Annotated in this window: 16 protein-coding genes; 2 read left to right on the top strand and 14 right to left on the bottom strand. The window is 42.2% G+C overall.

The features are described from left to right. Nucleotides 1–14: 14 nt before the first annotated feature. The 12 genes from SOO65_RS03325 to SOO65_RS03270 all read right to left on the bottom strand — a co-directional run bounded on the left by SOO65_RS03325 (nt 15) and on the right by SOO65_RS03270 (nt 10,007). On the bottom strand, nt 15–1,037 hold the full coding sequence (locus SOO65_RS03325; protein WP_321396890.1) for an ABC transporter permease subunit: 1,023 nt from the start codon (nt 1,035–1,037) through the stop codon (nt 15–17). Beyond that, nucleotides 1,034–2,065, bottom strand: a complete 1,032-nt coding sequence (locus SOO65_RS03320) for an ABC transporter permease subunit (protein WP_321396887.1) — start codon at nt 2,063–2,065, stop codon at nt 1,034–1,036. Before SOO65_RS03320 ends, SOO65_RS03325 begins: the two co-directional genes overlap by 4 nt. A 1-nt stretch (nt 2,066) precedes the next feature. Next, nucleotides 2,067–3,677: an ABC transporter substrate-binding protein gene (locus SOO65_RS03315; RefSeq protein WP_321396884.1), complete on the bottom strand. Its 1,611-nt coding sequence runs from the start codon at nt 3,675–3,677 to the stop codon at nt 2,067–2,069. A 15-nt stretch (nt 3,678–3,692) separates the two neighbouring features. Continuing rightward, nucleotides 3,693–4,391, bottom strand: a complete 699-nt coding sequence (locus SOO65_RS03310; RefSeq protein WP_321396881.1) for a hypothetical protein — start codon at nt 4,389–4,391, stop codon at nt 3,693–3,695. A gap of 42 nt (nt 4,392–4,433) precedes the next feature. Beyond that, nucleotides 4,434–5,108, bottom strand: coding sequence for a class I SAM-dependent methyltransferase (locus SOO65_RS03305; protein WP_321396878.1), 675 nt, complete (start codon nt 5,106–5,108; stop codon nt 4,434–4,436). Then, nucleotides 5,105–5,581, bottom strand: coding sequence for a hypothetical protein (locus SOO65_RS03300; RefSeq protein ID WP_321396875.1), 477 nt, complete (start codon nt 5,579–5,581; stop codon nt 5,105–5,107). The genes SOO65_RS03305 and SOO65_RS03300 overlap by 4 nt, the downstream gene beginning before the upstream one ends. Beyond that, a complete protein-coding gene (locus SOO65_RS03295; protein WP_321396872.1) occupies nt 5,578–6,039 on the bottom strand; it encodes a hypothetical protein in 462 nt (153 codons plus the stop codon). Before SOO65_RS03295 ends, SOO65_RS03300 begins: the two co-directional genes overlap by 4 nt. 17 nt (nt 6,040–6,056) lie before the next feature. Continuing rightward, entirely contained in the window at nt 6,057–6,788 is a 732-nt protein-coding gene (locus tag SOO65_RS03290; protein WP_321396869.1) for a matrixin family metalloprotease, read from the bottom strand. 21 nt (nt 6,789–6,809) lie between these two features. Further along, nucleotides 6,810–7,118 (bottom strand): hypothetical protein, encoded by a 309-nt coding sequence (locus SOO65_RS03285; RefSeq protein ID WP_321396866.1) that lies wholly within the window; start codon nt 7,116–7,118, stop codon nt 6,810–6,812. 298 nt (nt 7,119–7,416) lie between these two features. Next, on the bottom strand, nt 7,417–9,072 hold the full coding sequence (gene groL, locus SOO65_RS03280) for a chaperonin GroEL (RefSeq protein WP_321396863.1): 1,656 nt from the start codon (nt 9,070–9,072) through the stop codon (nt 7,417–7,419). Nucleotides 9,073–9,103: 31 nt separating this feature from the next. After that, complete coding sequence (gene groES, locus SOO65_RS03275) at nt 9,104–9,391, bottom strand: co-chaperone GroES (protein ID WP_321396860.1); 288 nt, start codon at nt 9,389–9,391, stop codon at nt 9,104–9,106. A gap of 145 nt (nt 9,392–9,536) precedes the next feature. Beyond that, nucleotides 9,537–10,007 carry a hypothetical protein gene (locus SOO65_RS03270; protein ID WP_321396857.1) on the bottom strand — a complete coding sequence of 157 codons (471 nt, stop codon included), beginning with the start codon at nt 10,005–10,007 and terminating at the stop codon, nt 9,537–9,539. 222 nt (nt 10,008–10,229) lie between these two features. On the opposite strand from SOO65_RS03270, the gene SOO65_RS03265 reads away from it, so the two are divergent. After that, nucleotides 10,230–10,730, top strand: coding sequence for a hypothetical protein (locus SOO65_RS03265; protein WP_321396854.1), 501 nt, complete (start codon nt 10,230–10,232; stop codon nt 10,728–10,730). A gap of 37 nt (nt 10,731–10,767) precedes the next feature. On the opposite strand, the gene SOO65_RS03260 is transcribed toward SOO65_RS03265, so the two are convergent. After that, a complete protein-coding gene (locus tag SOO65_RS03260; protein ID WP_321396851.1) occupies nt 10,768–12,555 on the bottom strand; it encodes a M48 family metallopeptidase in 1,788 nt (595 codons plus the stop codon). A 71-nt stretch (nt 12,556–12,626) separates the two neighbouring features. Between SOO65_RS03260 and SOO65_RS03255 the strand changes: the two genes are divergently transcribed. Next, on the top strand, nt 12,627–12,953 hold the full coding sequence (locus SOO65_RS03255) for a rhodanese-like domain-containing protein (RefSeq protein ID WP_321396848.1): 327 nt from the start codon (nt 12,627–12,629) through the stop codon (nt 12,951–12,953). Here SOO65_RS03255 and SOO65_RS03250 read toward each other — a convergent pair. Then, nucleotides 12,950–13,366, bottom strand: a complete 417-nt coding sequence (locus SOO65_RS03250; RefSeq protein WP_321396845.1) for a hypothetical protein — start codon at nt 13,364–13,366, stop codon at nt 12,950–12,952. The genes SOO65_RS03255 and SOO65_RS03250 overlap by 4 nt on opposite strands. Between the last annotated feature and the right edge of the window lie 18 nt (nt 13,367–13,384).

Here is a 13,384-nt window from a genome sequence, read left to right as displayed (position 1 = left end):
TTCTTATAGCACTTCTACTCTTTCGGGTCCATAGCGTCTCTCACGCCTTCACCGACGAGAGATAACATCGTAAGAGTAAAGAAAAGTGCCAGAGATGGATAAACCGCAAGCCACCAGCCTTCAGTAAAGTGTTTCTGCGCTTGGTTTAAAAGCTCGCCCCAGCTTGGAGTTGGAGGAGTAAGTCCAAAGCCCAGATAATCAAGACTTGCAAGAGCAGTGATATTTCCGGCAATCACAAATGGTGAGAACGTAATAATGGGAGACAAAGAGTTCGGTAAAAGATGCTTAAAGAAAATGCGAGTGTGACCAGCACCAATTGCTTTTGCGGCCTCAACGAATTCCTTTTTACGGTTCTTTAAATACTCACCTCTTACGTAGTAGCTGATACTGATCCATCCAAAAAGGCTGGAAAGAAGCACAAGCAAGAAAAGGGTCGGTTTAAAAATCGAGATGATAATAATTAACAAAAAGAACTGAGGTACGGTTGAAAGCACTTCAACAATTCTTTGTCCCCAGAAGTCAGTGCGACCTCCGAAGTAACCCATAATTCCACCCAGAATAGTTCCTACAACGAAAGTCAGAATCCACACACAAATTGAATAGGTCATCGAGTAACGAAGCCCATAAAGAAGACGAGCAAAAATGTCACGACCTCGATCATCGGTTCCCATCCAGTTTTCACCAGTTGGTTCAGATGGATAGGTCACGACTTCAGTGTTTGATTCAAAAGGGTTCCACTGAATCACGGGCCAGATGACTGAATCCCCACGATCTTCGTCCAATTCAAGATCCCGATAATTCATCACCAGAGCATTCTCCACTCCGAAAAGGGTCGGATGATAGTCTTTAAAAACCGGGAAATAAGTAGTGTCATTGTACTTTAAGTACAAAGGCTTGCTGTTGGCCCAAAACTCTGCTGTAAAACTAAAGAAACAAGCGATCAGAATGATCCAAGCAGAAAGTACAGCGAGTCTTCGAGACTTAAATCGTCTCCATTTTTTAAGAGTATCTTCGTTACGAATAAAACGTTCGATCATGTGAAATCAATCCTTGGATCTACGAGAACATAGGCAAAGTCAGAAAGTACGTTACCAATCAGGAACAGCGCACTTTGAATGAAAACCAGACCCATAATCACGTTATAGTCTCGAGACAAAATGCTCTTGTAACTTAAAAGGCCAATGCCATCGAGTTGGAAAATCGTTTCAAGAAGAAGGGATCCAGCAAAGAACACAGTTAAAAATCCACCAAGACCCGTTACGATTGGGATCAACGCATTTCTTAGTGCATGCTTCATATAGACTACTTTTTCATTCAGACCCTTGGCACGGGCAGTACGAATGTAGTCTTTTTTAATTTCTTCAATAAGAGAGTTCTTCATCAAGATCGTTAGGCTGGTAAATGAACCAATGGTGTAACAAATCAATGGAAGAATAAAGTGATGAACGCGGTCTAAAAACTTATCGAAAGTACTTAACTCATCATACATCTCTGAATTAAGTCCCCCTACTGGGAAGATTTCAAAGAAACTTCCGCCGGAGAAAAATACAATCAAGAGAATCGCCAGCATAAAGGATGGTATGGAGTAAAAGACAAACAACATAAAGCTTGATGAGAGATCAAAGAAACTTCCGTGTTTGATCGCTTTCACAATCCCTAATGGAATCGATACGAGATAACTCAATATCAAAGAAATAATCCCAAACTGAAGAGAGACGGGAAACTTACTCACGATCACGTCTATAACCGGCTCTTCGTAAGTGAAGCTTTCTCCAAAATTCAAGGTCGCAATGTTCTTTAACCAAATGAGGTAGCGAACATGCATCGGCTTATCAAAACCATACTGTTTTTTTAGTGCTTCCAGAACTTCATCAGATACACCCTGACTTGCTCCGCGACTACTGCTTGTATTTCCAGAAGTGTCACCACCGCCAAAGCGGATTTGTTGCAGCCTCTGCTCAATTGGACCACCCGGGGCCATATTGATAATGATAAATACAATGACCGTCACTCCTAACAATGTAGGAATCAGGATGGCCATTCGTCGAAGGAAGTACTTCAGCATATTATTTCAACTTCCAGTATTGTTGGCCCACACCGTATGTAAAAGTATCTTTTGGTCTATCTACACGTTTAGTCGTTCCGTAAAGCGTGTATTTAGAGTTGAACCACCACACATATGGGTAGTCGGCCGAAATAATTTCATGCACTTTACGAAGAAGTGGTAGACGTTGCTCTTTTTCATAAAGCTTACGTGCTTCATCAATGAGCCTATCAACTTCCGCATTTGAGTATTGAATGAAGTTAGAACCTGCACCTTTACTAGAAGACGTGTGCCAGATCTGTTTTGGATCCCAATCAACCCCACCACCGCCCCAAGCTAGACGAACGGCCTCAAAGTTTTTCTCATCCAAAAGTTTTACGAATGAGTTCCACTCAATGTTTTTGATGTTGATTTCAACACCCACTTTACTTGCATCTTCTTTAAAAATTGTCAGATACTTCGCCATCTCTTGAGTCGGCTCTAGGATCGTGATTGAAAGTGGAGTCTTCTTTCCATTGATGACCTTATCCAAAAGACCGTCTTTATCTGTGTCCTTCCAACCCGCTTGATTCAGAACTTTCAGGGCCTCGTTTGGATTAAATTGAACTGGCTTAACATTAGGGGAAGCATAGTCAGACTGAACATAGATTGGGCCAGTAGCGTACTCAGAAAGATTGTATTCAAACTTATCCAGCATCAGTGGACGGTTGAATAACATATAGAGGGCCTTTCTTACTTCACGATCTTTCAGAATTGGGTGTTTAAAGTTCCAACCAATGAAGTTGTATCCCTTTGGGCTTTTGTTCTCAGTTTTAACTTTAACAATCTTATCGTCCCAGATTTTCCCTACCGTCTTCTTTACGAAGCCTTCTGGACGGAATGATAAGAAATCGATGTCGCCTTTTTTAAGAAGCTCAAGCGAAACGTTTTCTTCAGCAACAAAACGTAGGACGATTTTAGGAATAGTATGAGAGTTCTTTTCTGCCTCTACTTTTCTTCCCCACCAATCAGGGTTTTGAACCAGGATAATTTTCTGGCCCTTATCATACTTCGTGAACATATAAGGACCTGAGCCCACGACCTTACGACTAAACTCTTTTTTATTTTCTGGGTTGCCGTAATAGTGCTTAGGAAGAACAGTAATCCCTGCGCAAACATCAAAGTTTTGGAAGTAATCATCTTTAACTGTGAATCTTACAGTGTATTTATCTACCACCACTACTTCTTTAACTGCTTCATAAAATGAACGAAGCTGAACCGCTTTAAAGTCTTCAGTAAAGATCACATCATATGAATACTTAACGTCTTCTGCGGTAACTTCCTTACCATCATGGAATTTCACGCCTTCACGTAATTTGAACTCAAAAGTTCTTTTGTCGTCTGAAATTTTCCACTCAGTAGCAAGTGCTGGTTTCCACTCGTAAGTATCCAAATCGCGATCAAGAAGCGAGTCGAATAAATAAGCGTGAACCGCCTGAGTGTAACCATCTGAGGCGGTCATCGGGTTTAACGTCGTTGGTTCGCCACCGATGTTGTAATAAATCGTGCTACCCGATTTTTTACTCTTCCCCTGACATCCCACCAGAGCGATGAGTGCAATAACTAAAAATGTGCGCAAGCCTTTGGCCGCCATATAAACTCCTTAAAACTATTTCTTAATATAAAGTGCGGGATCAAGAGACCATCTATCCAACTTCAGATTGTGGTCTTCAACTCGGTAAGCTTCGAGCTTGGTATCGATTTCATTCAGACGAGCTTCGGCATTTTTAAATTCAGTAAATGAACGAGACTTATCTTCTTCGAGATTTGAAAGTTCTTTTTGCCATTCGATTTCTAATTTTTGACGAAGGACTTCGTAACGTTTGTTAACGGCATCGACTTTTTCGACGTAACCAGATAGGTCTTTTTGATGGCGATCTTTCTTGGCCTGCATGGCCAGTCTTTTTTTCAAAAGAATCTCCACAAGTTCTTTGGCGATTTTTACAGTTTGGGCCAGATCAGGACTTTGGAAATGAAGGTATGAACCGGTCGTGAAATGAACTTTCACCACACATTGATCAAACTGCGAAATCTTCAACAGCAGATAATCATTCGTTCTGCCTTCCACCAAGGCCATACAGCGTTGATCCGGATAAGTCTCATTCCAAAATTCAACACGATCCTTCCGGTTTAAAAACTTTATATTTTCAAAATCTGTTCTGATGCGGGCAAGACGTGCTTTGGAATTGAGACGCGAAATGCGGCCTGTGAAATGACTGCCATTCTCGTCCTTAGTGGACTCATTCGATTGCGACCACACCAACATGGTATGACATAAAATCATGAGAATAATTAAGAGTTTGGCCATGATACGATTATGCCATGGTCCAGTATTTTTGGGAGATGGGAATTACTCTTTTCTGAGAATAATACTTGAGCGAAACTCTTTCTCGTGAAGAGGTTCTTCGTACTTCAGAACACGCATGCCAGGGAACATGCGGAGAAGCTCCTGCTCTTTTAGATAAACATCTTCTTCGAGTGGATCACGCTTCTTATGCGGACGATCTTTTTCACGAACCGTATGGGCCTCATAAATCAGAATCCCACCAGGTCTTAACCAGCTTTTCATTTTTTCAACTAATGAGCGGTCCACGTAATAGAAACAAACAATCGCGTCAAAAGATCCAGGTGGAATCTTATAGTCTTTAAGTGATGCCACGACGCCTTTGATCTTCACCCCAAACTCTTGGGCAAGAAGATAAGACTTTTTGACCGCCACTGAACTGATATCAATCCCTGTTACCTTGTAACCTTTCTGGGCAAGGAAAACAGCATTTCTGCCCTCACCCATCCCCATATCAAGGACCGCGCCTTCATAAGGAATGAAGTGATAGTTTTCTGCCAAAAATTGTACGGGTGATTTACCGTAGACAAATGTGGGGCGACTGTATTTCTCGTCCCATTGAGTCTTTGAATCTTGCGGAACTTTTACCCCAGTCAAATGTTGGAAACGACTGCCCGAGATGGGGTCACGTGCCCAGGAAATTTGAGAGATGAATAAGAGTGCAAGAACTAAGGATTTCATGTTTCCTGAGAAGTATCATCATTGAATGAATCTGAAAAGTCCGGCTCTTGATCTATAAAGCGAACTTCTGGTTCCTGGGACGCTTGTTCAGATTCAATTCCTAATTCAGCATCAAGGAACAAATTAAGTGTGCTCAAGAGCTTTTCCATACGGCGAATTTTGCGGTCGATAAAATCTTCCACGGTATTCGGCATATCTTCCGTCTGGTACAAATACCAATTCATCTCTTCAACGAGAGTGTAGAACTGATCAAGTGTAGTGATCAGATCCGTACTACAGTGAGACAGATCCATGATGGATGTACCTTCATAACGATTTTTAAAAATCATCGGAAAGTGTTCACGCGTTCTTCTTAGCGCGAAGATCTCGAGATATTCAGATTTTCTTTCTTTGATACGTTTAAATAAATTATTAGCATCAATTTTCAGCAGCACCAGGACTCTTTGTGTGGCCTCTGTATTTTTGCTCTTCATACGACACTTCCTAATCCCGCACGTTTTCCGCCGGGCCATCTTGAGCTCTGCTCAGATTTCAAATCATAGTATCGAGCAATTTTCGCAGATAATAGACGAGCATCAAGAGGATATTTCATGAAGAAATAATTTTTCCCGAGGGCATATTGTCGGATGTCGTTGAGCTTTGTGTAACTTGAGAGATGCATAAACGTTAAGCGTTTTGATTTGAGGACATACTTTAATAGTCCCCTGACTTTTTCGTTATACATTTTCATTTCACGGGAATCGATGACTGATGCAATAACAATGATCTGTGTCTGATCAGTGGCCGCCACCAGAGTTTGAAGCTGATCGATGCGAACCGGCACCAATATAAAACCCAAATCTTTTAATGTGCGATCAAACACATAAAAAGTTTTGGGTAAGTTTTCTTCTAGAGTTAAATAAAAAATAAATGGGTTTTCTTTTCTTTCCATGACCTCCTTTTCGGAGTTTAGAAAAGAGACTTAAACCACTTGATGATTTTCCTGACAAAACCGATCAGGAGTCCCATCCCAAGAGAGACCATAGCGCTCCCGCTCGTGGCAGTCGAGGCCGGCCCCACAGTACCGCAGCTCAAAGGAGAGCCTTTTGACTCTTCGGAGTAGGCCAGAGGTGATACGTAACGAGTGATCTGTCGGTGCTCAATTTGAGAGTGAGCGTCCCCCATCCCCATAATGTCATCATTTTGAAGACCGTTATAAGGACTTTGAAGCGTCGGCGCCATGACCGCTAGCATATCACCTGAATGATCCAGGCCCATGGTATGACCCAATTCATGGGTAATGGTTGTTTGAAGATTTCTGGTATCGAAGTTCAAAGCATGATTTCCGTTGATCACAATTTCAGTTTTCGCGAAGTAAGGACCATTCGTATAACGGATGGCCACGGCCAGAACAGTGTTCGGATCCATTCTTGTTTCACTGGCAAAGTTCTCTGACCAGCGGATGATATTGTTGGTGCCGGAAGAAGTGAGGTCCCAAAGTGAGAGACCACTTTTACTTTCCCACTCTTGAATGGCACTAGTGGCCAGTTGTTGAATCTTCGACTTTCGTGAGGCATTCGAATCAACGACTGTGATATTAATTGGCAAAGAGGCCCAGTAGAAGCCATTAGTAAAATCCTGAGTAAGGTTGTAACCCCAGGCAGATGAAGAAAGTGTTAGTACCAGAAGCCATTTCCACATAATTTTTCGTCCTGAAAAATGTTAAATTTCTTCGATCCAACAAAGTTTTCCACTTCTCAGTTGCACGCGGTAATCCTTCTCCACTGCAACTTTAAAAGGTCCATTTTGGAGGACTTCTAAAAGCACTTGCTCTTTCACCTCACCTTTAATTGTTCGCTGATTCTCAAACACCACAGTGTTGGCATCGAAGAAGCCGCTGGCACCTACAGGTTCGATGATTTCTTTTACTCTCCCTTCAAATTGAACCGGACAATCAACACTTCCTACGGTGACTGTCGACCAAGATGAAAAAGAGACCATCAAACAAATGAACGTTAAAACGATTTTCATGCCTGACTCCCTGGCACTAATGGGTTTTTTGCTGGCATCCTGCCGGCAAGTTCTTGACCCTTATGATTGCATGGAAGATGCCAATGGGTGTGAGGGCCAAGTTCTCTTTTTTACTATCAAGACTGCTTCGGTCAGGGACAAAAGGGAACTATTGGAAATTCAAAGGTAGGAAAGGATACTGGTGCGCGCTGGCCCCATGTCACTCTTACAGGCAGATGGAAGTTTTTTCCTGCACATAATAAAAAGGGCACCTGAAGGTGCCCTCTATCATTAGCAAAATTTGTCGTAAGACAGCAGATTACATCATGCCGCCCATACCACCCATGCCGCCCATTCCGCCCATACCAGGAGCGCCATGACCGTGATCGTCCTTCTTAGGAAGGTCAGCGATCATTGTTTCAGTTGTAAGCATAAGGCCTGCAACTGAAGCAGCATTTTGAAGAGCAGAACGAGTTACTTTAGTTGGATCGATGATACCGGCCTTCACTAGATCTTCGAATTTATCATCACGAGCGTTGTAACCGAAAGCTGCGTTCTTAGATTCAACAATCTTGTTAACAACAACTGCACCATCAACGCCAGCGTTGAAAGAGATCTGACGAAGAGGCTCTTCGATTGCACGGCGAACGATTTTAACACCAGCAGTTTGCTCTTCGTTAGCACCTTTTAGGCCCTCTAGAGAAACAGCAGCGTGAAGAAGAGCTGCACCACCACCAACGATGATACCTTCTTCAACAGCAGCGCGAGTAGCGTTTAGAGCGTCTTCTACGCGGTCTTTCTTTTCTTTCATTTCAGCTTCAGTTGGAGCACCAACGCGGATAACAGCAACACCACCAGCTAGCTTAGCAAGACGCTCTTGAAGTTTTTCTTTGTCGTAGTCAGAAGTTGTTTCAGCGATTTGACCGCGGATAGCAGCAACGCGAGCATCAACGTCTTTCTTGTTACCAACACCATCAACGATTACAGTGTTTTCTTTGTCGATTGTGATTTTCTTACAAGAACCAAGGTCTTTAAGAGTGGCTGTCTCAAGAGACATACCAAGCTCTTCAGAGATCACTTGACCACCAGTAAGGATGGCGATGTCTTTAAGCATTTCTTTACGACGGTCACCGAAACCAGGAGCTTTTACAGCTGCTACGTTTAGAGTACCGCGAAGTTTGTTCACAACTAGAGTTGTAAGAGCTTCACCTTCGATATCTTCAGAGATGATAACTAGTGGCTTACCTGTTTGAACAACTTTCTCAAGAGTAGGAAGAAGCTCTTTCATTGAAGAGATTTTCTTATCCGTGATTAGGATATATGGGTTCTCAAAAGAAGCTTCCATTCTTTCTGGATTAGTTACGAAGTATGGAGAAACGTAACCACGGTCAAACTGCATACCTTCAACTACGTCTAGCTCAGTAACACCAGTTTTTGACTCTTCAATTGTGATAACGCCTTCTTTACCAACTTTTTCCATCGCAGATGCAATAAGCTGACCGATTTCAGAATCGTTGTTAGCAGAAATTGTACCAACGTTTTTAATTTCTTCGTTAGTTTCAACTTTCTTGCTCATAGACTTAAGCTTCTCAACAACTTTAGCAGTTGCTAGATCGATACCACGCTTAAGGTCCATTGGGTTGTGACCAGCGGCCACAAGTTTTACACCTTCACGGTATACAGCTTGAGCAAGAACAGTAGCAGTAGTTGTACCATCACCAGCATCTTCGTTAGTTTTTTGAGCAACTTCTTTTACAAGTTGAGCGCCCATATTTTCGAAAGCATTTTCTAGCTCGATTTCTTTCGCCACAGAAACACCATCTTTAGTGATGTGAGGAGCACCAAAAGACTTTTGGATAACAACGTTACGGCCTTTAGGACCTAGAGTAACTTTAACTGCGTTTGCTAGAGCGTTAACACCAGCAAGGATTGAGTTACGTGCTGATTCAGAATATTTAAGTTCTTTAGCTGACATATGTTTTCTCCCTTAGAGATTTAAAAATTTATTACTGAAGAATTCCTAGGATTTCGTCTTCTTTCATGATCAGGTAATTCTCGCCACCAACTTTTACTTCAGTGCCAGAGTATTTACCGAAAAGAACTTTATCGCCTTTTTTTACGTCTAGAGCTTTTACTGAACCATCATGAAGACGGTAACCAGTACCAACTGCAATAACTTCACCTTGAGCAGGCTTCTCTTTATGAGTGTCAGGAATAATGATCCCGCCAACTGATTTGGTTTCTTCTTCAAGTCTCTTGATAAGAACACGGTCTTGAAGTGGTTTAACTGTCATACATCCTCCATAAGATTTAATTTTTGCTACGCAAAATTATTTAAAAAAAATTGATCAGATTTTGCACTCGAGAAGATGGGAATGCTAGGAAAAGTGTCAAGGTTGGCACTGAAAAAAAATTTAGCGCAGATGACTCAGTAGGCTGCTATTTCATTTTCTTATCAAGACTTAGGTGTCCTATCAAAACCGCAATGACTACCCCTTCAGCGCGCGTAAATGGGCCCTCTGAGAGCTTTTCATAAGGATGTAGGGCATCTTGTAATTCATGGAAGGCAACGTGCTTGTACTTAAAAAGCTTTCGATTTATCCACATCTCACCCTTTTTAAGGTCATTGATTGAGAAAAGGATCTTATTTCCGTCCTGTTCCCACTCCCAGATTCCAGGGGAGCTTTCTCTGAATTCAGGTCTTACAGAACCTGTTCTCTTCAAGAGAGTCACTGCATCCGCAAATTCAGAATCGTAAAGAGAACCTTTCAGCTCCTTTAAGACGGAAACTGGCCCATCAGATCTCAAACGCTCTAAGACAATTCTAACTTCGCTCTCGTAGTTGATTTCTGCCGCAAAGGGAGTGGTGATGAACTGTAAGCTAATGAGGAAGATAAGAAATACTTTCATTAGGTCCTCCTTGATCATCCTGATCTACTACTCAATATCGGCAATCTATTCGAAATTCCTCGAATACCTGATTGTTGGCACTGATTAAAGCATCGATTTAAACAGCAACTTTTGCCTCGCACAACTATAAAAATTAAGCACTTACGATCTTCAAGTTCCTTCAAGGACAGCCGAAAAGCTATTCACGATATAATTAAACCAGGCATTTTCAAGGAACGGATAATGCTCAATGTACTGACTCGAAAACTTTGTCCTTTGATGACTTTGGCCATCGCCACCGTCGGATGTGGAAAGAAGATTAGCGATTCTGATACCCAGCCTTCTCACCAAACTCAGAATCAAGAACTCCCTTCGGCGTACGTCATTCAACTTGATGGCTCATCGAGCTCTTCGAAATTGTATACGATGCCCCGTAATGGACAATTCGAAATCCCGGAACGTTTGAAAGTCCGTCGTGGAGTGACAACGGGAAAAACAGTTGAACTCATTTTCGATGCCAATCCATATGACATGGAAGACTTCCAATTCAAATGTACCTACAGGCCACTATCAAACAGCGAGATGATGCTTAATCATTGCGTTGATTATGATGGAGATGATTTCGGTGATGTGACCGGTCATCTTTTCTCACTCTATAAAGAGGATTACATCCAAATCCGTTTTGCTGGTGCATCAGCATCAGACCTTTTAGTCGAAGCGGTATTCAACATGAGCTGGCGATAAGTCAGCTCAATCGTTTTTTTTAATCAAATTTTTAAAATTATTTGTTCTCTGAAGCTGGTAGACGATTACCCTTATAGAGACGAGTGACGTCTTCTTTGTAATCGCGATTGAGATTTTCAAACTGACGAGCGTTCACAAGATAACGATAGCCTTCGGTAAAATCCATCTGAGCAGATTTTCTTAGAATCAAGAAGTACTCATCCTCAGTAAGCTTATCCTGATAAAGCGGATAATACTTCTGAAGTAAGTCGAAGTCTTTGATTTGAGAGATGTAAACCAGGACTTTGCCTTTGTCCGCACCGTGCTTAATGAAGTGATCAATCAAACGAGGATCGCGCTTCTTAATTACATAGGCCATTAAACTCGGGCCCACAAGCTGTGGTCGAGAGTTGATCATAGAAATGAGTTTTTTCTTTTTAAGAATGGCCTCGGTAGAAGAACTCTGAATAAAGGCCACTGCTTCCATTCCCGACTTAATATGCATCATTCCCCATACCGTCAGCATCACGAATGAGCTTGCCAGCGGAACAGAGACTTTCCAATCCAGAAGATGTCTAAAAAACTTTCTAACCTTCTGGGCAGGAGAAACATAGTAGTTAAATGGAAGACCTCTTAGGATCTTATATTCAACAGAGCGGAAACGGCTCTCCAGATCCGGGTGAGTAGAAAAATATTTAGCAAGCCAGCTTCCAAGCGCACTCTTTTCTTTGGGCTTACGTGCTTTAAGATATTCTGGAAGTTCTTCTGGTGAAGTGAGTTTCTGAAGAGCAGTCTTAAAGGCCTCAAGACTCGCACCAAGTTCCATCACCGCATAGGCATCTGCTTCATACTCATGAGAGCGGATGGTATCGAAGAGAAGGTAGTAATTAAAAATCATCCAACCTATAAACACTGAGAAACAAGCAAAGGTCACCGCACCGGTGTGAATATGAAGGTCCTCACCTAAGTAAAGAGCGGCAAGACCAATGATCATTGAGGTCAGTACCAACGTACCAAAGATGATGGAGACAAAATTTTTGAGGAGATCAATCACACGCTTGTGAATATGGCGATTCGCGACGTGGGCAAGCTCATGGGCAATTACCGCATCGAACTCTTCCAAAGTTAGAGTTGTACGAAGATTTCTCCCAATGAACATGGTCTGGTTCGAGAAAGATAAAATCTTTAGACCCACCACAAAGGCGTTTTTAATGTCGGTTTCAATCCAGCGAATTCTCATATTCGGCATTTGAATCTGAGAAAGGCGCTTGTTGATCAGATCCAGATATTCAGGCTCAATGATCTCACGATTCGGAATGAGTCTTAACATGATGACCACCGAACACACGATGGTCAGGACCGAAACAAAGATCAGATTAAAAAGCATTCCAATGAACCAGAGATTCCCCCACTCTTCATACACTCCGTCCTGGAAGGTCCAGTTAATGAGTGAATAAATAAGCATCGGAAGTAAAACGATGGCAAAGTTCACTCGTAATTCTTTGATGAGATGACTCTTAAAAGATCCCCACAAAGTAAGTCCGGTGTTCTTTTCCACGTAGCGGATAAAGGATTGATAGAGGAAAATGCCGGCAATAATAAGCGTAATATAAACCGCGCCCAGACCCAGGAATCCAATCGACATTGCTCGTTCAGAAATCAGGTGGGCGACTATGAGCGAGAAAAAGCTTTCGAAAATAAAAATATAGAAATGGTGACTGAGAATCATTTCACGGTGAGCAGTACCTTTCGCCTCAATCAGCGAAGTATAAAAGACAGAACGCTCCCTCAGGAACTTTCTCCAGTTATAAGCAATGGCAAGTATTAGAAACAAAGCGTATAGCATCGCTTGACTCTCCATTAAACTTATCGGAATTTGAGAGATGAATATTAGGCCAATGATAAAGGAGACAATTTATGTCCAATACTATGATGACCCTCAAAGAATTCCACGATAGCCATCTGAAATTAGGTAAAAATGACGTGATCCTGGACGTTAGAAATCCTGGGGAATACCAAGAGGCCCATATCGCAAACGCTCTAAATATTCCGGTGACTGAAGTGGGTAGCCACGCAGATGAATTAAAAAAATATGACCATGTTTATATCCACTGTAAGCGCGGTGGACGTGCCAAAACGGCCTTCGATATCCTTAGCGGTGCGGGACTAAACAACTTAGTTTGCGTTCACGACGCGGGAATGGATGTGTGGATTGAAAGTGGTTATCAGGTGGTAAGAGGCTAAAAGAAACAGGCCTCTTCATGGCTCACAACTTGAACCAGGTCAGCGACATTGCCCAGACCCAGGTTGCCAAGACTCGCCTTCACTCGTACCGGAAACTTCAAAGTTGTGAGTCCGGTACAATTGTAACCAAGCTGGCCTTCCTGAATGAGACTTTGAGCATAAGTTAAAAGAAGCGCATTCAAGCGACTGGCCGGCATATCTTCTTCGAATTTTTTAAGACATGCCTCTTTGCACTCTCGCTGATTTTTCTTCGAGTACGTGCTGTATTCTTCCAATTGATAGGTACGAAAGTTATTGGGACGCATCTGGTAAGAGCCTGTGGTTGGCGAATAAACTCGCACTTCACAGTCACAACCAATGGCAAAGACCTGCATTGAAAAAAGAGTCAGAAATAGAATCGAAATAAGCTTCATACCGAACTTATCGGTTGA

Source organism: Peredibacter starrii, from assembly GCF_034259205.1.
Lineage (GTDB): Bacteria > Bdellovibrionota > Bacteriovoracia > Bacteriovoracales > Bacteriovoracaceae > Peredibacter > Peredibacter starrii.
Note: the sequence above shows the minus strand (reverse complement) of the source record. Positions and strands in the feature narration are given on the sequence as shown.